Origin of the sequence: Erythrobacter tepidarius (assembly GCF_002155695.1) — a bacterium.
GTDB lineage: Bacteria > Pseudomonadota > Alphaproteobacteria > Sphingomonadales > Sphingomonadaceae > Erythrobacter > Erythrobacter tepidarius.
The window spans coordinates 25,508-47,350 of the sequence record NZ_MUYJ01000005.1 but is presented as its reverse complement, the minus strand read 5'-3'; the positions used below and the strand labels follow the sequence as shown (position 1 = coordinate 47,350).

The window sequence follows — 21,843 nt, the reverse complement described above, 5'->3', positions numbered from 1 at the left end:
TAAAAAAGTGTGTAGCATCAAGGTGTCGCTGCAGTTATCATTAGATTTTCCCAAATTTACCTGGCTCGTGTTCAGAATTCATAGGAATTATATCAACTCGGTCAAATTCAAAGAATTCCTGTGGCGAGCCTACGATAAAACTCTTTTGAAGTTCTTTCCGGTAAGTATCAGCCCACTGAACGCTTGTTGTCAAAAACAGCTTATTGGGCGCAATTGCAATAGGTACGAGAGCTCCTCCGCGGGCAAAGTACTGCGCTAAGCCAGCAGTGACGCCGCTCCATTCTACGCGGTAGATGTCGTCTAGCGCCACAATGCCACCATCACACAGAACGCTCTGAGCGATCCAAAGGTCATTGGCGGTTATGGCGCGAGTGTGTCCACCATCTATCGAGACAAATCGCTTTCCCATCTCGGCTCGGCAGAATTCGCCGCCTAAATTAAGAGAGTTCGACTTCAAGAAACGTACGTTAACGCCGCCCGCATGGCGCTCAAGATTCCGTTGGAGCGCCCCAAAATCGCCCTTACCCGACTGGTCAACGTTTTGGTCCTGCATATCAAAAAGATCAACGCCAAGTGCGTCTTCTCCTTCGTTCACGCATAAAGCGAGGAGAATGAAGAGACGACCATGATGAACGCCGATCTCCATTGCGCTCCCGATTACGCCCAAATTAGTCTGTATCTTCATTAGAGATGCAATTACGTGAGATGTAGTGTACGATAACCACCCCTCGACTGAATCTTGATCAATTAGATATCTACGGACAGGGGGGGCGTATGTGATCATTGAGAAAATCCTTCAAAATAGATAAATTTCCATTTTCGATTGACTGATTGGATATGTTGAAGGCTTTATTTTTAATCAGTAATCCCAGATAACAAGTTGCGACACAAATTCATTGATCTCTAACAGCTCTCAGCATGTTTGTTATCACGTCGAGGCGCTCGCCTGCTTGCGAATAGATTCGGTCCCGTTGATGTTTGATGCTTAACCAAAGGCGTTCATTATTCCGGACCGCCTCAAGGTAGGCATTGCGTTGGTCCCAGCCCCCGGCATAGACAGAACGCAATTCCCTGCCGATCTTGTCGCAAGCCTTCGCATCCGCATCCAATCGACTTCCGTCGTTGGACGATATGTCAACGATCTCTGCTTGACAGGCGGGATGACGCAACAAGTGACCCAGAACGCCAACCCGTCCTTGTTCCCGAAACACTTCATCGAGCAGATACAGCTCCGCTGCAAGCGGATTACGCTTCAACAGGCATATGACCGCCTCGAATAGGAAATAGTCACCGTCCAGAAGCCAAAACTCAGCAAGGCTGTATCGTTTGCGGCTGAAGTCGACAGGCCTTACGGTCGGCTTGTCGATCACAAAGACATCCGTAAGCCTCAGGCCCATTGTTGCGAGGCAGTCGCTAACAGCAGTCAATCGTTGCAGCGGATCCAACGTGTCCACAACCCGCGTGAAGTCGGGCGTTATGCCGGTCTCCATAATCCCCGACTTTAGCACGGCGCTTTGGAGAAGTTCGCCAAGCACATCGCCTCGACAAGGAAGCATCTGCACAATGTTGTAAAAGCTGCAGTCCGGTTCGATCGGATCGGTTGCGCCGTTGGTTACAAGCAGACGCCTCGTCTGGGTCTGGCGTGCCAGCAATACCTTTGCGAGTGCCGGGTCTTCCAGATCGGCAGCGACCAGTTCACGGCCTTCGTGATACAACTGCACCTGGTTGGCGAATTCAAGATTGTGCCCGGCCGCCAGCATTCGTCCGAACATCCGCAAGTTTCGCGCGAGATGATTGTCGGCAGGCTGCTCGCAAAGCGCTTCGTACTCGCCGTGAAAGCGCACAAGGTCATGCAAGTCGGGTTCGCGCTTAAGGATTGCGCGATTGGCGGCATAGAAGGTGTCGAGCTGATCTTCGAACAGCAGATCGCAGACCTCGTAGTGTTCGCGCCAGTATTGCAGGGGCAGCACAACCCGTCTGTCCGTCGCAAACCTTCGAGGATCGAGCCGCTGCAAATGAGCAATCTCTGTCATCCGCTCAGCCGTTCCTGCCGAACTCTTGAGGCCCTTGATGTCGAACTTTGAGATGTGGCCGACCCGCGCACGGAAAATTTCAAGGTCGAGATGAAGCAATTCTTCAGCGCAGGTCCGATTGACGTCAAAGAAGTTCTCCGTCCCGCTGTCGATGGCAATCTCATGTGGGCTGCAAGCCAACCGGGCCATTTCAGTTGGCATCGAATGAGCCTCCCCGTAGCGGGCGACACGCTGGGAAGCTTGCTCATAGAACTCTGACCCGCGCAGATGGGCTATCAATTGGGGCAGGTCATCATCATGCGAAAAGATGGCGAATGACCGAAGGTCAAGGAACGGATTGTGCGGTGGCACAATAACCGGGCGCCCGAAATTCATCACGAAACGAGCTGTGCCGCTATTGTTCCAGTGATCATAATCGTGTTGGGGCAGGTAGAAAAAATCTGCTTCATTAAGTCGCAAGGCGAGTTCAGAGTCGTCAACCCAGCCTGTTCCGATGTCGCACCGGATTTCTTTTTCGCTGATAAGGTTTTTCAAGATTTCGATCTGGTCGCTTGATCCTGTGGCGACCGACCCGACCAACTTCGCCTTGAGTTTTTGCGCGACATTGAACAGCGCGTCGAAGTTTTTCCCTCCCCACTGAAAGAACCCGAAAAAACCGATCGTCGGAAAATCGCGGGCGCGCGGTTCCTTAACTGGAGGCGCTGGCAACTCAATGGGCTGCATGCCGTGCTCCACCCGCGGGATATTGAAAATGCGTGCTGCAGCCTCGATTGTCGTCACTACCGGAATCGGAAACTCGAGTAACATCTGTTGGCGCGGGAACATCACTGTATTGTCGCGGTCCAGCAGAGAATGCATGAACAAGATCGGGCGCAGGTTGTGTGAAACGAAATAGCGGCGCAAGTTAGATAGCAGGTCGATCGTCGCCTCGCCTTCCGACAGTTCCGCATTATATCCGTCGAACAAACCAGGTCCGTGATTGACGATAAGCACTGCATCACGCAGGTAATCCTCGGAAAAGCCCTTAAGCTCCGCCGAAGTCCGGATAGGGTAGACCTTGAGGCCTGACATTTCGATTGACTTGGCCAGATAGCGCGAATGCTCGCCAATGCCGCAGCGCTTGAAGAAGCTGGGACACAAGACGAAGGCTACCGTAGGTTTGGTGTCGGCAAAAGTGGCAAGGATATCACGCCCTTGCTTGTAGCCATATAGCTCGAAGTGCTGTTCCGCACTTGCAACAATGCCAGACAAGACGAGGGCATTCACGTCCCCGAAGATAGTCGCATAGTTTTTCGGACAGGATGCGGCCACAGGCTTGAACCGACGCGCCGGTACGGCAGCCGAAGATCGGTTACGGCCGGTCTTGGCAGACTCCAGTTCGGCAGATGTCCAGCCATAGTTCTGTAATTCCTTGCGTGCGAACGAGTTTTCGGGTTCGCACTGCAGCGCATTGACGTAGCAGCCTACAGCTCCGAAAAGATCTCCCTTGACCTTGAGGCAATGGCCGAGTTGCAAGTGGGCGTCGCCATCTTCGGGCTCCAATGCAATGGCTCGCCGGTAGGCGTCCTCTGCCGCTGCCAATTGGGCGCTCTCCTTCAAGGCGTGGCCGTATTGCACCCAAATCGGTTGGTTCCTCGGTGATTCGGTGAGTGCCCGACCGTAATGTTCGGCCGCCTCACGCCATTTTCGCTGGTCCCGCGCCGCATCCCCTAGCGCAACGGACTTGGTTGTTCCAGCGCTCAGTGCACGGCCCAGGCCCGCGATCGAGCCCCAGAGTTGCCTGACGTTAATCTGCATCACTTTCCTCACGCAGTTCACTCATGGTCTTCCAGAGCGGCTCACCTTCCCGCTCGGCCCGCATGCTTGTCGACCCCCTAAGTTTTGCAAAATCAACACACACCAGCCAGTCCTCGCCAAGTTGCAGCGTCTCCGCCATCTCGCGGGTCAGCGGCTTCACGACGCTGTCGAAATCAAGAAAGCCGAGCGCATCGGTGCCGAAGGCGGCCACGACATCGTGCCACCAGTAGCCACGCTTGAAATTGACCTCGCACACCACCTTGGGCCGAAAGCGATCGAGCACCGGACGCAGATGGTGAAGCACCGCCAGTTCGGCGCCCTCGACGTCGATCTTTATGACATCGACCCGTTCGAAGTCATCGGGATCGATCCGGCCGAGCGCCACCTCGCTGACAGTCCCGTGGGCGGCGAGCTTCGCGGGGTCTTCCCGGTCTCCCACGAAACGGCCGTTCTTCGGTTCGCCCGCAGGTACGAAGAAGGCGCGCTTGCCGCTTTCGCCCGGGCCGGCCAGCGCAACGTTGCGCGCGCTCACGCGGGGGGTGAAACCATTGACTGCGATGCTGGCGGACAGGCGGCGGAACACCTCCGGGTTGGGTTCGATCGCCACCACACGGCCCTCCGGCCCGACCAGATCGGCCGCCAGCACCGTGTAGTAGCCGAGGTTCGCGCCGATATCGATGACCGTGTCACCGGGCCGGATCGTCTCGGCGAAATGGCGGGTCAGCCAGAATTCCCAATAGCCTTCGAAGATCATGTGCGGCGAGAAGCCGATGTCGTCGCCGATCACGAACAGCTTCAGCCCGCCCAGCACCTGGCACAGCAGCGTGCCCTTGCCGAGATATTGGCTGCGGGTGCGCGCGACAAAATACTCCTCGGCAGCCGGGCGTCCCTGGCCGAGCAGGATCTCGCGAAGCCGGCTCATGCGCCGGTGGCCTCCATCCGGTCGGGAACGGGCAGCGCCCAGCCTTCGAACCCGCCTGCCTGGCGCAGCGCCCAAAAGGGTTCGTCCCCGCGGGCCAGCGCGGCATGGAATTCTTCCTGCCGCGCCCCTGCGAGCCGTGCGAGATCCTCACTCCATTGGCGGCGCAGCGGGGCATCGCCCGGAACCACGGCAATGCTTTCGGGCAGAGGGCGCCCGGGCGAAAGCGCATCCGGCCCATCCAGCATCCCCGCCAGCACATCCTCCATTGCGTTCGTTTGGCGCAGCAGGGCGAGCGCGGCGTCGTCGGCCAGCCGCTCTCCCCGGCCCGCGAGCGCCGCAAGAACTGCCAGATCGGGATAGCCTGGGGGCTGCCGCCGCGTCTCGCCGCCATCGGGAACCGCCGCCGGAACTGAGGCGCCAGCCCCTCCGGGCTGCTCGACCGCGGCAATGAAGGGTGCCAGCAGGCGCGCCGGTTCGCCGAAGGCACAAGCGGTGCGATAGGCAATCTCGGCCCGCACAAGCCGCCCTTGTTCGCGCGCCACATGGCCCAGCTGGACCCAGTAGCTGCGTTCGTAGGGATGTAGGCTCAGCGCGGCGGCATAGCCCTTTTCGGCAGCCACCCAGTCATGCCGGTCGCGCGCGGCGTCGGCCTGCCGCACCAGTGCCATGAAATGTTCGTCCTCGTAGGCGACGCGGCGCAGCGAATCGATTGCCGCCATCCGCCGTGAAAATGGCTGGGCCACGGCGCGAACCGGCTCGCCCACCCGCATCTGGGTGAGGAAGTGGTCATGCGCGGTCTCGAAATCGTCGAAGGCGGTCAGCCGCCCCGCATCGAGCACGGCGAAGCGGTTGCAATGATCCCGCAAATAGCCCGGATCGTGCGAGATGATCATCATCGCCCGGTCGCCGCGCTTGTCGAACAGCTCGTAATTGCAGCGCTCGTGGAAACGCGCATCGCCGACCGAGGCGATTTCGTCGATCAGGAAGCAGTCGAACTCGATGATCATCGAGATCGCGAAGGCCAGCCGCGCCCGCATCCCCGACGAATAGGTCATCACCGGTTCGCGCAGATATTGTCCGAGCTCGGCGAATTCCTCGATGAAGGCGAGGTTGGCTTCCGGATCCTGGGCATAGAGGCGGCTGATGAAGCGGACATTGTCCACCCCGGTCAGCTGCGCCTGGAACGCGCCGCCGAAGGCCAGCGGCCAGGAGACCGACATGCCGCGGGTGATCCGGCCCGCTGTCGGCCGCTCCGCGCCGCTCACCAGCCGGATCAGGGTTGATTTTCCCGCCCCGTTGCGGCCCAGCACGCCCAGCCGCTCGCCTTTGTCCAGCGTGAAGCTGACATCGTCCAGCACGCGCCGAGGTCCGGTGCGGGTGCGGTAATCCTTGGAGATGCGATCGACGGTAATCATTGCGGGGTCAGCCGCCTCTCGACCCAGCGCACCAGAATCAGCGCCGTTACCGACAGCACCAGCGAGCAGGTCAGCACGTAACCGGGATCGTAGATTGCCTCGACCTTGGAGCCGAAGAAGCCCTCGCGGATCATCTCAACCCCGTGCACCACCGGGATATAGAGCACGAACTCGCGCGCGAAGGGCGGCAGGGCCGACACCAGAAAGGCTGCGCCAGACAGCGGGAACAGCAGGTAGGACATCGGGTGCCAAAACTTGTCGACCAGCTCGTATTCGTGGCTGAGCGCGCCCAGGGTGATCGCCAGCACCGCGCCGAACCAAGCGATCATCATCCAGCCGCCCGCGATGGTGAGGAAATCCTCCGGCGGTTCGAGCCAGCCGCTCAGGATGAACACCAGCGAAAGCGTGAAGAACGAGATCGTCGCCCCCGAGAACTCGATCATGATGCGAGCGATATAGATATCCAGCGCGCGGATATTGCGGTGGTACATCAGCGAGAGATTGGCCTCGAGCGCGCCGATGCAGCGACCGGGCATGTTGCGCCACAGCAGCACGCTGGAATAGCCCGTGAGCGCAAAGGCGACGATCGGCAGGCTGCTGCCGTGCGTCGATTTGGTCGCGGTCCACAGCGCTGTCACGCCGAGCGTGAACATCATCGGTTCGACGAACAGCCACAGGAAGCCGATATTGTGCCGCCCGTAGCGGGTCAGCAGCTCGCGCACGAGCAGCGCGGCCAGCACCCGGCGCTGCACCTTGAGGTTGGCAATGAGCGAGGGTTGCGCGGCGCTGGCCATGCTCACTCCTTGTGCTCGCGGATACCGACCAGCAGCATCGAGGCGACGCCCCACGCAAGCAGCCCGAGCACGAAGGTCGCGAGGATGCTGCGGATGCGGCGCGGGTAGGCCGGATCGTCGGGCAGGCTCGGGTTGGAAATGCGCTCGACATAGGCCTGCTTGCGGCGGGCTTCAGCCTGCGCGTCCTGAAAGGCCGATAGCGCGATGGCGAGCCGCTTCTCGGCATATTCCGAGGCCAGCACCAGTTCCTGATAGCGCGCCGAGGCCGCCGACAGCGAACCGCGTCCGCCAGCGAGCTGTGCCGTCTGCGCGGCGATCTCGCGTTCGAGATTGCGGATCTGGGTGCGCAGATAGGGGATCTGCGAGGCCTGCGGGGTGTAGGTCTGCATTTGCAGCAGCTGGGTCTGCGCGGCGATCAGCTGGTCCTGCAGCTTGCCGATCATCTGCAGCCCGGCGCTCGCCTGCAGCTCGGGGTCGATCACGCCCTCGCGGTCGCGAAAGGCGGCGAGCGCCAGGGCCGCCGATTGCGCCTCTTGCCGCGCCCGGCCGAGCTCGGCTTCGGCAAAGGCGATTGCATCGCGCCGCGCCCGGTCGGACAGCTCGTTGACCAGCACTTCGGAAGCCTCGAGCAGCCGCCGATTGATCGTCTGCGCGCTCTGGGCGTCGAAGGACTTGACGGTGAGCACCGTCACCATCGTGGTGGCCGAATCCTCTGCCGCGACCTTGTCGAGATAATATTCGAACAGATCCTCGGCCGTATCCGAACCGAGCCCGCCGAAGCGGTCGACGAGGAAAATCGACGCATTGCCCCAGGCGCGGGTGACATAGTCATCCTGGTTGATGGTCTGGAGCGCCTGACGCGAGCCGAGGAATTCGGTCACCGCCTCGCTTTCCTCGCTTGCCCCGACCAGCCCGCTGCCGCCCAGCACCATCCCGAGCGGAGAGAGATTGGGCTTTTCCGGACTGCGCACGATGAAGCGGCTTTCCGAGACATAGACGTCGCTGGCGAAGAAGCCGAAATAGAGGCTCGCGAGCAGGGTCGGCAGGATGACGAGCCCGGCGAACAGCGGGTTGATGGCCCTCAGCCGGGCGAGCAGTCTGCGCGGCGGGCTTGTATCGGGGCCTTCCGGCCCGTCCAGACGCAGCTGTTCGGCGATGGGATCCATTCGGGTCATTGCGCCGCTCCTGCAAAAACGGGCGGCAGAGCTGCGGCGGCGCTGTGGCCGATAGCGTCGCCGGGCAATGCGCTGCGCGCCGGTGCTGCCGGCAGTTCCGCCAGCCAGGCTTCCACCATCGCAAAGTGATCGCGCCAGTCCGGGGCCCGATAGGACCGCAGCGCGGCGAGCTGGCGCTGGCGTTCGGGGCCGTTGGCGGCGAATTCGCGGATGCGGGCCAGCCATGCTTCGGGCGCGGTGGGATCGAGGAAAGTCGGGATCTTGCCGCCGACCTCGCGGAAGGCGGGCAGGTCGCTCGCGATCACCGGCACGCCGAGCGCCAGCGCCTCGACCACCGGCAGGCCGAAGCCTTCCGCGCGCGAGGGCGCCAGCAGCGCGTTGGCGCTGCGCAGGTGACGCACGATCCCTTCATCGGGACACTCGCTGTCGATGGTCACAAAGCGCTGCAGCTGCGGATCGGCGAGATAGCGCTGCCTTACAGGCTCCGAGCCGATCCCCCAGCGACCGATCAGCACCAGCCGTGGCGCTGCCTCGCCCAGTTGTGCGATCAGCCGCTGCCACACGTCGAGCAGGAGCAGGTGGTTCTTGCGGTGTTCGATCGTTCCAAGGCAGACGAACGTGGGGTGGCGGTGCGGCACGGCGCGCGCGGGCACCGGCAGATCGGGCATGCCCAGCGGTGCGCCGAGGATCGGCGGCGGAGAAACGCCCTCGCGGCGGGCGAAGGCGGCCAGCGCCTGCGCGGTGCTGTACGAATTGGCGATGATCCCGCTTGCCGCCTCAAGCGCCCTGCGGACCCGCCCGGTATGGCGACGCGTCTTGTGCGGGGTGGTGAACTGGGGATGCTCAATCGGGATCAGATCGTGCAGCAGGTAGACTGGGCGCACGCGCGCGCGCGCCACCCAGGTGCGGTGACTGTCGAGGTCGAAATCGGTGTGCGAGACGTTCAGATAAAGCGCGCCAGCTGCTTGCGCCAGCCCGCGTCTGCTTGTGCCCAGCATCGCCGCAAGTCCGGCAAAACGGCGGCGGAAGGCGCCGCGCGGCCCTTCAAGCATGGCGAACAGGGCTTCGGACTGAGCCCGGTTCAGCACCCATGCACGGCCAAGCACCTGCACCACCGCCTGCGCGCGCGCGCCGAAATGGGCGAGATAGGCCTCGCTCACCCGATCGATCCCGGTCGGCATGCGGCCCGACCATCGATGCGCCACCAGGCGGGTGCAGTCCAGCAGCAGCGGCTGCGCGCCTGTCATGCCACGGCCCTTTCGGCAACCATGCGGCCGAGGACAGGAAGAAAGGCCGGAGCCTCCCGTTGGGCCAAGGCATGCATGCGCGGATCATCGACATCGATCCACCAAAGGCCGGTGACATCGACGGTATCGGCCGCGTCGCGCTCGGCAAGCCGCTGCATCCCGTCAGACAGGCTGCCCGCCGCGCCTTCGGAAATCGCTTCGGCAATCGCTGCGGCAAGATCGGGCGTGGCGATGAAGGCGCCGCAATCGACCGCGTCGTAACGGGCGAGGTGTTTGCCGATCCGGGCGATCCGGCCATTGGCGCGGCAGCGCACCCAAGTGGCATCATCGGGATCGATTGCCGGCCTGGTGATGTCGCGGTCGATCGCCAGCGCCGCCCCGCGGGCACGATCCATCTGTCCGACCATCCGGACGAGCAGCCCGGCGGCGAACAGGTGATCGGCCATCATCAGCAGGTAATTCCCTGAAATCCGCTCTGCGCCTGCCAGCACCGAGTAGCCGTTGGGCCGCGACCAGTCCGCCAAGCGGCAGGCCTCGAGAGTGACGCCGGTGCGGTAGGCGATGCCGGGCAGGCGCGCCTCGATCTCCTCGGCCCGATGGCCGGTTACCACCACCGCGCGGGTGATCCCCGCTGCGCCCGCCTGATGCACCGACCATTCCAGCAGGCTGCGCCCCGCGACTGTCACCAGCGGCTTGGGCGCGTTGGCTGCTGCCGCGAGGCGGCTGCCATAACCGGCGGCAAGGATGAGCGCGTTCATGGGGGAGGAGACCTGAAGCATGGGGCGGAGAGGCATGGCGGCGTACGGGTGTGCGGGCCTCCCTATTCGGCTGCGTCCAGCTGCGGCAGGGCGCGCCCTTCGATCAGCGCCAGCGCGCAATCCTCGGCCATTTGCTGGGGCGGGTGCTTGCAGAAATAGGCGCTTTCGGCGGTCAGCGCGCCGCCTTCGCCGCGATCACGGGCGAGCTTGCAGCAGCGGATCGCATCCATCACGCAGGCGGCGGCATTGGGGCTGTCCTCGACCGAGAGGCGCAGTTCGAGGTTCATCGGCACCCCGCCCCACTGCCTGCCTTCGAGCCGCACGAAGGCGATCTTGTTGTCCTTTTGCCAGGGCACGTAATCGGACGGGCCGATGCGGATGTTCTCATCCTCCAGACGCTCGGCCAGCGCGGCCTGCACGGCCTCGGTCTTGGACAGCTTCTTGTGCGTCAGCCGGTCGCGATCGAGCATGTTCATGAAGTCGGTATTGCCGCCGGTGTTGAGCTGGTAGGTCCGCTCCACCGCGACGCCGCGGGCGCAGAACAGGCTGGAGAGCATCCGGTGAATGATCGTCGCGCCCACCTGCGCCTTGATGTCGTCGCCCACGATCGGCAACCCGCGCTGGCGGAAACGCGCTTCCCAGACGGGATCGCTGGCGATGAAAACCGGTATCGCGTTGACCACCCCAACCCCGGCCTCAAGCGCGCATTCCATGTAGAACGCGCTCGCAGCCTGCGATCCGACGGGCAGGAAATTGACCAGCACGTCGACCCGCTCGTGCCTCAGCGCGGCGACGATTTCGGCCTTGTCCGGCTCGGGCAGATCGGCCGGCTGGAACCCGCGCTCGCCCGCTTCGATCATGTGCGGGGCCACCCCGTCGAGAATGCGCCCCATGATCACCTTTGCCGGCGTGGGCGGCAGATCGCGTTCGAACACCTGGGTGTTGTTGGGTGCGGCGAAGATCGCTTCGGTCAGCGGCAGGCCCACCTTGCGCCGATCGATATCGATGCCGAGCACGAATTCGACATCGCCGACGCGGTAGGGGCCGATGGCAGGGTGGATCAGCCCCGCTGTCTCGCCCGTGCGCCGGTAATAGGCCGTGCCTTGCACCAGCGAACTTGCGCAATTACCAACGCCGACAATAGCAACGCGTGCGTGGCTCATTCCTATTTCCTCACTGCTGCGCAAGGTGCATCCCTGCAAACCAAACGCCTGTCAACTCGAACGAAATTGGCGCCGGAACCCTTTGGAGCCGCGCGATTCCCGTGCCACTTTCTCCACCGGAACCGGAGATGGACTGTCACCATGCCTCGCAAAATCGGCGGATTACCGCGAGTTGGCCGGTGCGTTTCCGTATTAGTGCGTATGCGTGGCAAGGGGTTGCAGAGGCGTTGAACGGCGGCCATCGGATGCGGCGGAACGCGGGATTTTCCGGATGAACGGAAACCGAACGGATTTTGCTTGCAAATGAAAGGCGTACGCGTTCCATCCGCGCCGCGGATCGCGGTGGATTGCCGCTATGTCGGGCCGCGTCCCAGCGGCATTGGCGAATGTGTCGCAGCATTGGCGAGGCATCTGCCGGAACTCGCGCCGGACTGCGAATTCATTTTTCTGCGCAATGCTTTGCATGACAGGCCGCTGAGCGGGGCGGCGAATGTGCACGAGCGGGTGGTGGGCAGTCCTGCCAACGGGCCACTCACGCTGCTGCACCTGCCGCTGGCGGTGGACCTGCGCGGCATCGACCTGTTCCATGCCCCCGCAAACCTCCTGCCTGGCGGGCTGACCATGCCGGCCATCACCACCGTGCACGACGTGATGTGGCTGACGCATCCAAAATGGTGCAATTCTTCGCTCTGGGGCCATGTCGAGCGGCGCTTCTACGGCCACGGGATTCGCCGCGCGCTCGCCCGCTCGGCGCTGGTTGCCACGGTGAGCGAGGCGAGTCGCGCAGCGATCTGCGCCGTCGCGCCCGAGGTCGCCGGGCGGGTGGTGGTCACGCTTTCTGGCGTGGCCGAGGACTTCCGTCCCTTGCCGCGCGATGAGGCCGCGCTCGCCCGCATCGGCGTGCCGCGGGGGAAGCGCTTTGTCCTCGTGGTGGGCCAAGGCGCACCCTACAAGAACCACGAGGGCGCCTTGCGGGCCTTCGCGCTCGCCTTCGGCGCCGAGCCGGGCATCGATCTGGTTGTGGTGCGGCGGCGGGAGCGCACCCGCCCGGCGCTCGAACGGCTGGCCGATCGGCTGGGCATCGGCGGGCGCGTCCACTTTCTCCCGGCTCTCGATCGGTCGGCGCTGGTCCAGCTCTATTGCGGCGCGGCGATGCTGCTGCATCCCTCCTTCATCGAGGGCTTCGGCAATCCGCTGGCCGAGGCCATGGCCTGCGGTTGCCCGGTGGTGACCAGCGATTGTTCGGCCATGCCCGAGGTGACTGCGGGCGCGGCGCTGCTGGCCAATCCGCACGATCCGGGGGCGCTGGCAGCGGCGCTCAGGAAGGTGGCCGATGCGCCTGCGCTTGCCGCGGAACTGCGCCGGCGTGGCCTCGCGCGTGCGGCCGAGCTCGACTGGCGCGCCTTTGCCGCGGCCAATCTCGCGCTCTACCGCCGGGTGCTGGCCGGCGCCGCGTGAGCGAGCGCCGCACCAAACAGGCGGCGCACCCGCATCAGCGAGGCGAGCAGCACGCCGCCCAGCACCAGCACCTCGAACAGGAAGTAGCATTGCGGCCGACCCGCCAGCATCGCCGCCCCAACCGCCAGCGTGCGGTAATTGGCGCTGAGCGGGCTGATCGGCGCGAGCCATTCGCCCGCCTGCGCGCGCATCGCGGCCCGCAACGGCTCACGGCGGAGCGGATCGCGCACGGCCTCGAGCAAAGCGGCGCCATAGGGGACGATCCAGCCCGTGAGCCAGAGGTAATAGGCGACGAAGGGATGCCGCTGCCCGGTCTTGCCGCTCTCGGTGCTGGCCATCCATGGTGTGCCATAGACCGCCAGCTGGTATTGCCGCCGCACGCCTTCGTAATGGGCGGCCTGCACCACGCGGCTTGCGCCCGCGGCCCACATCAGCGCCCAGCCCCAGCCGCCGATCTGCGCCGAGGCGATGAACCCCATCGTCAGGTAGAGCACGATATGGCCGAGATAGTCACAGATGCCATCGACGAGCTCGCCATGCGGGGAGCTGCGCCCGGTCAGCCGCGCGAGATCGCCGTCGGCACCGTCGAGCACGTGCCAGCCCATGTGCAGGACGAGGCCCGCCGCCACGCCCCATGGCCAGGCCAGCCCGGCATAGGCCGCCGCCGCCAGGATGATCGCCACCGCGCCTGCCGCCGAGACCATGTCGGGCGTGATGCGGGTGGGCGCGAGCGCCCGTGCCAGCCGCCACGACAGCGGGTGATAGAGCCGCGCGTTGAGCCAGTCCTCCAGCTCCGCTGGGCGGGGCGGGCGCTCGGGCAGGTCGGAAGAGGAAGCGGGCTGGTTCACGCATCACCGGTTGAGAGCGGGGGCGCAGTTGCCCTCGCTTGGCGTGTCCTTGCATATAGGCGGCCGTTTTGCGCTGCAATTGCGCACCGTCACGAGGAAGCATGACAAGCCCCCTTGCATTTCGCTTCGCTTCGGCCGCCCATGCCGACCGGTTGGTTGCCGGCCTGCCCGCGGCGGCGCGGCTGGCGCGGGCGGTCCGGTCGGTCGCGGCCGATGCTCCGCTGGTGCTGGTGCTGCCCGGGGGCAGCGCCCTCGCCCCGCGCACCATGGCCGAGATCGCGCGCCTTGCCCCCGGGATCGCGGTCGAGCTTCGCACCGGCGCCGAGGGCCTCGTCGTGCCCGGCGAGACCCTGCCCGATGCCGCGGCGCTGGCCGCAATCCTTGCCGGGGCCGCGCCGGTTCCCGCCGCGTCTGCCGATCCCGCCGCCGCGCTCGATGCCGCGGGGCGCGCGATCCTGCGGGGCACGGCCAAGCCGGGCGACGGGATTGTCGCGCGGGCGATCAACCGGCCCTTGTCGCGGGCGGTTTCGGGGCTTTTGCTGCAGCTTGGCTGGGTGCGGCCGGGCCATGCCACCATGCTGACCGCGCTGACGGCGCTGGCAATGCTGGCCTGTCTCCTCGCCTTCCCCACGCCCGCAGGCCTTGCCGCAGGGGCGGCGCTGTTCCAGCTCGCCTCGGTGATCGACGGGGTTGATGGCGAGATCGCCCGCGCCACTTTGCGCAGCTCGAAGGCCGGCGCCTCGCTTGACAGCCTCGTCGATGCGCTCACCAATCTCGCCTTCCTCGCCGGGGCGGGGATAAGCTTCGCGCTGCAGGGCGGGCAGGCCGCCGCCCTGTTTGCTGCCGGGGCCTGTGCGGTGCAGGCGCTGGGCCTGGCCCTGCTCGGCCGCGCGGCATGGCAACGCGAGGGGGTGCTTCATTTCGACACGGCCAAGCGCGTGCGGCAGGGCCAGCAGGCGCAGCGCCGCAGCCTTATCGACGCCATCGCCGCGCGCGATTTCTACTGCTTCGCCTTCATGCTCGCGGCGCTTGCCGGGGTGCTCGATATCGCTCTCGGCGTGTTTCTCGCCGCGAGCCTCGTCTGGCTTGCCGAGGTGATCCGCACGCTCCGCTAGGTGAGCGCGATATCGGGCGCGTCTTCCTGCTTCATGCCGATCACGTGATAGCCGGCATCGACATGATGCACCTCGCCGGTCACGCCCGACGACAGGTCGGACAGGAAATAAAGCCCCGCCCCGCCGACATCCTCGATCGTCACGTTGCGGCGCAGCGGCGAATTCAGCTCGTTCCACTTGAGGATGTAGCGGAAATCGCCGATCCCGCTGGCCGCCAGCGTCTTGATCGGCCCGGCGCTGATCGCGTTGACGCGGATGCCCTGCGGCCCGAGATCATTGGCGAGATAGCGCACGCTGGTTTCCAACGCCGCCTTGGCCACGCCCATCACGTTGTAGTGCGGCACCACCTTTTCCGCCCCGTAATAGCTTAGGGTGAGGATGCTGCCCCCGCTTTCCGGCATCATCGCCACCGCGCGCCGGGTGACGGCGACCAGCGAATAGACCGAAACGTTCATGGTCAGCAGGAAATTGTCGAGGCTGGTATCGACGAAACGGCCGCGCAGCTCGTTCTTGTCGGAAAAGCCGATCGCGTGGACCAAGAAGTCGATCGTCTCCCAGCGGCTTTTGAGGGTCGCGAAGGCGGCATCGAGCGAGGCCATGTCCGACACGTCGCATTCGAAGGTGACGTCGCTGCCCAGTTCGGCGGCGAGCGGGATCACGCGCTTGGCGAGCGCCTCGCCCTGATAGGAAAAGGCCAGCTGCGCCCCCGCTTCGGCCAGCTTCCTGGCAATCCCCCAGGCCAACGACTTGTCGTTGGCGAGCCCCATGATCAGCCCGCGCTTACCCGCCATCAAACCGTTCATCTCATGCCTTCTCCTCGCTTGCCTCATGCGCGGCCGCGCTGCGCCCTTCGAGCGCCAGCGCCGCATTCAGTTCCGCGCCGATAACCAGACCAAGCCCGACGAGCCAGAAAAACAGCAGCGTCACCATGCTTCCGGCGAGCGAGCCGTAGGTCAGGTCATAGGTGAAGAAGGCGCGCAGCACCACCGGCAGGGCGATCGACACCGCGATCCACCACAGCGTCGTGAACAGCGCGCCCGGCCAGCGCGGGGCGCGGCGCTCGCGGTGTTCGGCCGGGGTGAGCGTGGCGAACAGCACCCACAGCGACAGCGCCAGCCCCAGCGCCGGCACGATCCGCGCGCTGGTGAGCGCCGCGAGCAATTCCGCCAGCTGCGGAAAGGCAGCAAGGATCACCTCCTGCGCCGCACCGATCACCACCTGCGCGAACAGCGACAGCATCAGCACCACCACCGCGGCGAGGATCAGGCCCGCGGAAAACAGCCGCGTCATCCAGAACGCCCTTGCAGGCGGCGCGCGATAGGCGCGGCGCAGGATGTCGCGGATGGTCTCGATCAGGCTGGAGACGGTCCACAGGCCAACCCCCGCGCCGATCCACAAGAGCCAACCCGAACGGGCATAGATCACATCCTCGGCCACCGGCGCGATGACGCTGGCGACCGAGACCGGAAGCGCCTCGGTGACGGTTTCGATCATCGCTTCGGCATTCTCGCGCCCGCCGATCAGATCGAACAACGCCGCGCCGAGGATGAAGAAGGGAAAGATCGCCAACATCGAAAGATAGGCAAGGTTGCCGGCGTGGATGAAACCGTCGTTGAAGGTGCTCACCGTCACGCGGCGGATCACCTGCATCGGCCTGCTGGCGAGGAGCGCGACCATCGCTCTGGCGCCGCGGCGGGCCGCTACAGGCCGAACTTTTCCCGCGGCCGGGCGGTATCGACCCAGCCCTCGAGCCGCTGTTCGAGCGCGGCCAGATCCGCGGGCAGCTGGATTTCGAGCGTCACCAGCTGGTCGCCGCGCTCGGGCTTGCCGTCGATCAGCTTGCCGGCCTTTTTGGTCCAGCCCTTGCCGGCGAGTCGCAGCACGGTGCCGCTGCTGGTGCCGGGCTTGATCGTCAGCATCACCGGGCCATCGACCGTCGGGCATTTGACCTTGGCCCCGCGCACCGCTTCGTCGAGCGTGATCGGCAGGTCCATGCGGATATTGTCACCCTCGCGCCGGAAGAAGGGATGGGAACCGATTTCCACCATCACGATCCCGTCGCCGCGGCCATCGGGGCCGGGGTGGCCCTTGCCCTTGAGGCGCATCATCGTGCCGTCCTCGACCCCCGCGGGCAGCTTGAGGTTGATCGCCTTGCCATCGGCCAAGGTGATCCGCTGGTCGCGCCCGGCAGCGGCTTCGACGAAGGGCACAGCGAGGCGGTATTGGATATCCGCGCCGCGCCTGGGCGGGGGTGGCGCAGACTGCTTGCCGAAAGGTCGCCGCGGGGGCGGCTGCTGCGCCTTGGCGCGGCCGCCGAACAGGCCCTCGAACAGATCGCCGAGATCGATCTCTTCACCGCCGAAGCCGCCGAAATCGCTGTCGCGGAACCCGCCCGGTCCGGCACCGTAGGTGCTGCCGGGCCGGAACCCGCCGCGCCCGCCCATCCCCGCGAAGGGATTGGCGGGATTGCCATCGGCATCGATCTCGCCGCGATCGAACTGCGCGCGTTTCGCCTTGTCGCTCAGCAGATCATAGGCGCGGGTCGCCTCGGCGAACTTCTCTGCGGCCTGGGGATTGTCCTTGTTGCGATCGGGATGCAGCTGCTTGGCGAGCTTGCGATAGGCGCTCTTGATCTCCGCTTCGGAAGCGGTGCGGGGAACGCCAAGCGTGCTATAGGGGTCGCGCATGCGTGTTAGCTAGGTGAGACAGTCGTCATGCGCAAGCGGGGAGCCGGCATCCCCAACCATCCCGCTTGGCCGCGCCCCAGACTTCACCGGCCGATCCCGCCCTGTCCTACCGCCGCCTGCGCGCCCATCACCATTGCAGCGCGCCCGGCGCATCCCTAGATGGGGCGCGCCGGATGGCCTGCTGCCAAGCAGGGGTTTTGCCCTTCTGGACAGTGTCTCATCTGTCTCCAACTTCAGCCAAAGGGCCGCGAACATGAACGAATCCCCTGTCACCCCGCTCGACGATGCTCAGCTGGCCGATAGCGTGATCCCGGCGGGCGCGGATCCCTTCGCGCTGTTCGACGAATGGTTCGCCGCCGCGCAGGGCGCCGAGCCGAACGATCCCAACGCGATGGCGCTGGCCACGGCGACGGCCGATGGCGCGCCGGCGGTGCGGATGGTGCTGCTCAAGGGCCATGGCAAGGACGAGATCGCGGGCGGCGGCTTCACCTTCTTCACCAATGCCCAAAGCCGCAAGGGTGAGCACATCCGCGCCAACAGGCAGGCCGCGCTCTTGTTCCACTGGAAGAGCCTGCGCCGCCAGATCCGCATCGAAGGGCCGCTGACCGAGGTCTCGCCCGAGCGCGCCGACGCCTATTTCCACTCGCGTCCCTACAAGAGCCAGGTCGGCAGCGCGGCCAGCGACCAGTCGCGGCCGCTGCCCATGCGCCAGATCTATCTCGAGCGCGTGCGGGAGATCTGGGCCGCACACCAGGCCGAGGGCAGGGTCCCGCGCCCGCCGCACTGGACCGGTTTCACGCTCAGCCCGCGCCGGATCGAGTTCTGGATCGACCGCGAAAACCGCCTGCACGACCGCCGCGAATTTACCCGGCCGAGCGCCGAGGCGCCGTGGTCCGATACGCTGCTCTACCCGTGATGGAGGACAAGATCAGCCAGAAGATTCCCTATTGGCACGTCGATGCCTTCGCTTCGCGGCCCTTCGGCGGCAATCAGGCGGCGGTGATGGTGCTCGACGCGTGGCTGCCGGACGACGTGCTGGTGAAGATCGGCGGAGAAAACCTGTTCGCCGAAACCGCCTTCCTGGTGCGCGATGCCACCGGAGAGGCCGACTGGGAGCTGCGCTGGTGCACGCCGACCTGTGAAATCGCATTGTGCGGCCATGCAACCCTGGCGAGCGGGCACATCCTGCTTGCGCGTGATGGCGGCGAGCGGATCACCTTCCGCACCCGCAAGGCGGGCATTCTCGAAGTGGTGAGGGCGGGGGAAGGCTATGAACTCGCGCTCCCCGCGATAGCCACCGCGCCCGACCGCACCGCCCATCAGGCCGCGGCGATCCGGCTGCTGGGGGCCGAACCGCTCGAGGTGTTCCGCTCGGAGCTCGGCTACAACATCTACCTGTTTCCGGATGAGGCCGCCGTCAGGGCGCTTGCGCCCGATATCCGCGGGCTGGAGAAGCTGGGCAAGGACCAGTTCATCGTCACCGCTCCCGGCGCGTGCACCGACATCGTCAGCCGCGTTTTCGTGCCAGGAGGCGGAGTGGACGAGGACAGCGTCACCGGCTCGGCCCATGCGGTGCTGACGCCCTTCTGGGCGGCGAGGCTTGGGCGAGACCGCCTGACCGCGCATCAGGCAAGCCCGCGCGGCGGCGATCTGAGCTTGCGGCTGGATGGCGACAAGGCGTGGCTTGGCGGGCCGTGCGTGACGGTGGTGGAGGGCAGCTTCTTCCTGTGAAGCCCTACCTCACAGGATAAAGCTCGAGCACGTCGGCGGCCTGTTGCAGCATCGCCTGTCGTTCCTCGCGCCCCGAATGGCCGAGACGCACCAGTGTCACGCCCTGCTCGGGCGAGACGAGGACATATTGGCCCATGTGGCCGATCAGGCTGAACAGGCTCTTGGGCGCACGGTCAGGGAACAGGGGCTGTTCCTCGCCCTCGGGCAGCGCGCGGTTGAGCCAGGTGTGGAAGCCGTAATTGGCGCGCACCGGGCTGGGGGTGACCATCGCCTCGACCCAGCGCTGCGGCACCAGCTGCTCGCCGCCCGGGGCGCGGCCCTTGCGGCGGAGCATCTCGCCCAGCTTGGCCCAGTCGCGCGCGGTGGCGTGCATCAGGCTGCCCCCGATCAGCGTGCCGCGCGCATCGAACTCGGGCACCATGCTCGTCATGCCGAGCGGGCCGAACAGGCGCATCTGGAGGTAATCCGCCACCGCCTTGCGCCGGGCTTCGGGCTGGTCGCTGGTGGTCAGCGCGCGCGCGGCGATGTCGGAGAGGATTACGCTGGTGTTCGAGGAATACTCGAACTTCTGGCCCGGCGCGGCCTCGAGCGGCTGTTCCTCGGCCCAGCGCGCCATGTCATCGCGCCCGTCGAGGAAGAGCATCCGCACCTCGGAGGATTCGTAGGGCGGCTCGCCGCTTTCGGTGTGGCGCAAGCCGCTGCGCATCTGGAGGAGGTGGCGCAGGGTGATCGCGCTGCGCGGATCGCCGGGGCGCTGCCACAGCGGCACCGGCGCAGGCGCGTCGAGCGCCAGCAATCCATCCGCCACCAGCATCCCGATCAGCACCGCAGTGACGGTTTTCGCCATCGACCAGCTGACGAAGCGCGTGTCCTTGTCGTAACCGGGGGCGTAGCGTTCGGCGGCGATTTTGCCATTCACCATCAGCACCACCGCGCGCGTCTCACCCACGCCGGGTGCGGTGAAAAGTTCGTCAATCTGGCGTGCGAGCTGATCCTTCGGCGCGCCCGCATCGGCGGTGACGGCGGCCTTGGCCGCATCCGAGAGCGGGGCATCGGCAGCAGGCGCGCCGCCGCAACTGGTGAGCATCAGCAGGGCTGGCGTGAGGGGCAGGGCGCGGTTAAGGACAGTATCGCGGAGGGTCATCGCGCCCTCCTTCTCCGAAGCACGAAGGCTTGGCAATGGCGAAATCGTCCACGTCCGCTTCCTCCCGCCGTCCGCGCTACGGGCTGTGGCTAATGGCGATCATCGCGCTGGTTGCGGGCGGAACGGCCTGGGCTTTTCGCGAGCCGATTGCCGGCTATGGCAGCATCGCTGCGGCCTATTCGGCGCGGGTGGGCTGTTCGTGCCGCTTCGTCGCCGGGCGCAGCCTCGAAGACTGCGCCAAGGACAAGCTGCCGGGGATGGAGGCGGTCACGCTGGTTGACGATCCCGCAGCAAAAAGCGTCACCGCCCGCTTCCCCCTGGTGGCCGAAGCAACCGCGACCTACCGCAAGGGCTTTGGCTGTGTGCTGGAGCCCTACGAGGACTAGGCTTCCACCTTCTCGGTCGCGTCGATCCAGCCGCCGCCGACCACCCGCTCTCCGGCATAAATCACCGCCGCCTGCCCGGGCGCGACCCCGAATTCGGGGGCGAGAAAGCGTATCGTGGTTGGCGCGCCGTCCCCCAGCGGGCCTTCGAGCTTGACCGGCACGGGCTTGGCGAGCGAGCGTACCTTGGCCGTCAGCGGCGCGTCGGGAAGCGGACCGATGCGGTTGGTCTCGGTCAGCCGCGCGGCGTTCACCGCCAGCATCCGCTTCGGGCCGACACGCACCTCGCGCGTCGCGGCATCGAGACCGACGACATAGAGCGGCTCGGGCTGGCCGCCGATTTCGAGGCCCTTCCTCTGGCCCACGGTGAAATGGACGATCCCCCGGTGCGCGCCCAGCACCGCGCCGGTCGCGGCATGGACGATCCGCCCCGGCGCCGCGCCTTCGGGCCGCACCCTGGTGACGATCTTGGCGTAGTTGCCATCGGGCACGAAGCAGATGTCCTGCGAATCCGGCTTGGCCGCGTTCCTCAGGCCTGCCGCCGTGGCGAGCTGCCGCACCTGCGGCTTGGCCATCCCGCCCAGCGGAAAGCGCAGGAAATCGAGCTGGGCTTCGGTGGTGCCGTAAAGGAAGTAGGACTGATCGCGCGTGGGATCGCAGGCGCGGTGCAGCTGCGGGCCGTCCGGCGTCATCACCCGCCGGACATAATGCCCGGTGGCAAGGCAATCCGCGCCGAGTTCACGCGCCATGCGCAACAGGTCGGTGAACTTCGGCCCCATGTTGCAGCGGATGCAGGGCACGGGCGTGCGCCCGGCGAGATATTCGTCGGCGAACTGTTCGACCACCTTCTCGCGAAAGGCGCTTTCATGATCGAACACGTAATGGGCGATGCCGAGCCGGTCGGCCACGGCGCGCGCGTCGCGGATGTCGTCGCCCGCGCAGCACGCGCCCTTGCGGCCGGTCGCGGCACCGTAATCATAGAGCTGGAGCGTGATGCCGATCACCTCCGCGCCGCTGGCGCGGGCGAGCGCGGCCACCACCGACGAATCGACCCCGCCGCTCATGGCGACGACAATCCGGCAGTCGCCCGCGGGGCGGGGCAGATCGAACAGCGCGGCAGCGTCGGGCCCGGCAAGCGGACCGGCCTTCAAGAGCGTCGGCGTATCCATGGGA

Annotated in this window: 20 protein-coding genes; 5 read left to right on the top strand and 15 right to left on the bottom strand. The window is 65.4% G+C overall.

Features of this window, described 5'->3' with window-relative positions; translation table 11 throughout:
- Positions 1–40: 40 nt before the first annotated feature.
- From BZF61_RS05970 to BZF61_RS05930, 9 genes are all read right to left on the bottom strand, one after another.
- The gene (locus BZF61_RS05970) at positions 41–646 is read right to left on the bottom strand and encodes a class I SAM-dependent methyltransferase (protein ID WP_158094068.1); all 606 of its coding nucleotides are present in this window, start codon (positions 644–646) and stop codon (positions 41–43) included.
- A 247-nt stretch (positions 647–893) separates the two neighbouring features.
- On the bottom strand, positions 894–3,830 hold the full coding sequence (locus BZF61_RS05965; protein WP_143736941.1) for a glycosyltransferase family protein: 2,937 nt from the start codon (positions 3,828–3,830) through the stop codon (positions 894–896).
- Positions 3,820–4,752 carry an FkbM family methyltransferase gene (locus tag BZF61_RS05960; RefSeq protein ID WP_086617731.1) on the bottom strand — a complete coding sequence of 311 codons (933 nt, stop codon included), beginning with the start codon at positions 4,750–4,752 and terminating at the stop codon, positions 3,820–3,822. The genes BZF61_RS05965 and BZF61_RS05960 overlap by 11 nt, the downstream gene beginning before the upstream one ends.
- Positions 4,749–6,167, bottom strand: coding sequence for an ATP-binding cassette domain-containing protein (locus BZF61_RS16085; RefSeq protein WP_086617730.1), 1,419 nt, complete (start codon positions 6,165–6,167; stop codon positions 4,749–4,751). The genes BZF61_RS05960 and BZF61_RS16085 overlap by 4 nt, the downstream gene beginning before the upstream one ends.
- Positions 6,164–6,961, bottom strand: coding sequence for an ABC transporter permease (locus tag BZF61_RS05950; protein WP_086617729.1), 798 nt, complete (start codon positions 6,959–6,961; stop codon positions 6,164–6,166). Before BZF61_RS05950 ends, BZF61_RS16085 begins: the two co-directional genes overlap by 4 nt.
- Positions 6,962–6,963: 2 nt before the next feature.
- Positions 6,964–8,136: a KpsE/RkpR family capsule polysaccharide export protein gene (locus tag BZF61_RS05945; RefSeq protein ID WP_245804525.1), complete on the bottom strand. Its 1,173-nt coding sequence runs from the start codon at positions 8,134–8,136 to the stop codon at positions 6,964–6,966.
- Complete coding sequence (locus BZF61_RS05940) at positions 8,133–9,383, bottom strand: glycosyltransferase family 4 protein (protein WP_086617728.1); 1,251 nt, start codon at positions 9,381–9,383, stop codon at positions 8,133–8,135. Before BZF61_RS05940 ends, BZF61_RS05945 begins: the two co-directional genes overlap by 4 nt.
- A complete protein-coding gene (locus BZF61_RS05935; protein WP_086617727.1) occupies positions 9,380–10,141 on the bottom strand; it encodes a phosphocholine cytidylyltransferase family protein in 762 nt (253 codons plus the stop codon). Before BZF61_RS05935 ends, BZF61_RS05940 begins: the two co-directional genes overlap by 4 nt.
- 62 nt (positions 10,142–10,203) lie before the next feature.
- Entirely contained in the window at positions 10,204–11,304 is a 1,101-nt protein-coding gene (locus tag BZF61_RS05930; protein ID WP_086617726.1) for an inositol-3-phosphate synthase, read from the bottom strand.
- A 303-nt stretch (positions 11,305–11,607) separates the two neighbouring features.
- Between BZF61_RS05930 and BZF61_RS05925 the strand changes: the two genes are divergently transcribed.
- Positions 11,608–12,762, top strand: coding sequence for a glycosyltransferase family 4 protein (locus BZF61_RS05925; RefSeq protein ID WP_086617725.1), 1,155 nt, complete (start codon positions 11,608–11,610; stop codon positions 12,760–12,762).
- Here the strand turns inward: BZF61_RS05925 and BZF61_RS05920 are convergent.
- Positions 12,732–13,610, bottom strand: a complete 879-nt coding sequence (locus BZF61_RS05920; RefSeq protein ID WP_245804524.1) for a CDP-alcohol phosphatidyltransferase family protein — start codon at positions 13,608–13,610, stop codon at positions 12,732–12,734. The genes BZF61_RS05925 and BZF61_RS05920 overlap by 31 nt on opposite strands.
- Before the next feature lie 101 nt (positions 13,611–13,711).
- Here BZF61_RS05920 and BZF61_RS05915 point away from each other — a divergent pair, with 101 nt between their 5' ends.
- Positions 13,712–14,725: a CDP-alcohol phosphatidyltransferase family protein gene (locus BZF61_RS05915; protein ID WP_086617724.1), complete on the top strand. Its 1,014-nt coding sequence runs from the start codon at positions 13,712–13,714 to the stop codon at positions 14,723–14,725.
- Here the strand turns inward: BZF61_RS05915 and fabI are convergent.
- From fabI to BZF61_RS05900, 3 genes are read right to left on the bottom strand one after another with little or no spacing between them, the layout of a single operon-like run.
- Complete coding sequence (gene fabI / locus BZF61_RS05910; protein WP_086617723.1) at positions 14,722–15,528, bottom strand: enoyl-ACP reductase FabI; 807 nt, start codon at positions 15,526–15,528, stop codon at positions 14,722–14,724. The two genes, BZF61_RS05915 and fabI, sit on opposite strands and share 4 nt — an antisense overlap.
- A gap of 1 nt (position 15,529) precedes the next feature.
- Entirely contained in the window at positions 15,530–16,402 is an 873-nt protein-coding gene (locus BZF61_RS05905; RefSeq protein WP_086617722.1) for a YihY/virulence factor BrkB family protein, read from the bottom strand.
- A gap of 23 nt (positions 16,403–16,425) precedes the next feature.
- Positions 16,426–17,412 (bottom strand): DnaJ C-terminal domain-containing protein, encoded by a 987-nt coding sequence (locus BZF61_RS05900; protein ID WP_086617721.1) that lies wholly within the window; start codon positions 17,410–17,412, stop codon positions 16,426–16,428.
- A gap of 253 nt (positions 17,413–17,665) precedes the next feature.
- Between BZF61_RS05900 and pdxH the strand changes: the two genes are divergently transcribed.
- Together pdxH and BZF61_RS05890 are read left to right on the top strand one after the other, a co-directional pair.
- Entirely contained in the window at positions 17,666–18,328 is a 663-nt protein-coding gene (gene pdxH, locus BZF61_RS05895; RefSeq protein ID WP_086617720.1) for a pyridoxamine 5'-phosphate oxidase, read from the top strand.
- Positions 18,328–19,143 (top strand): PhzF family phenazine biosynthesis protein, encoded by an 816-nt coding sequence (locus BZF61_RS05890; protein ID WP_169711947.1) that lies wholly within the window; start codon positions 18,328–18,330, stop codon positions 19,141–19,143. The genes pdxH and BZF61_RS05890 overlap by 1 nt, the downstream gene beginning before the upstream one ends.
- Before the next feature lie 4 nt (positions 19,144–19,147).
- Here the strand turns inward: BZF61_RS05890 and BZF61_RS05885 are convergent, their stop codons facing one another.
- Positions 19,148–20,287, bottom strand: coding sequence for a serine hydrolase domain-containing protein (locus tag BZF61_RS05885; RefSeq protein WP_086617719.1), 1,140 nt, complete (start codon positions 20,285–20,287; stop codon positions 19,148–19,150).
- 35 nt (positions 20,288–20,322) lie between these two features.
- On the opposite strand from BZF61_RS05885, the gene BZF61_RS05880 reads away from it, so the two are divergent.
- Positions 20,323–20,673, top strand: a complete 351-nt coding sequence (locus tag BZF61_RS05880; protein ID WP_086617718.1) for a hypothetical protein — start codon at positions 20,323–20,325, stop codon at positions 20,671–20,673.
- Here BZF61_RS05880 and mnmA read toward each other — a convergent pair.
- Entirely contained in the window at positions 20,670–21,839 is a 1,170-nt protein-coding gene (mnmA, locus tag BZF61_RS05875; protein ID WP_086617717.1) for a tRNA 2-thiouridine(34) synthase MnmA, read from the bottom strand. The two genes, BZF61_RS05880 and mnmA, sit on opposite strands and share 4 nt — an antisense overlap.
- Positions 21,840–21,843: the final 4 nt, after the last annotated feature.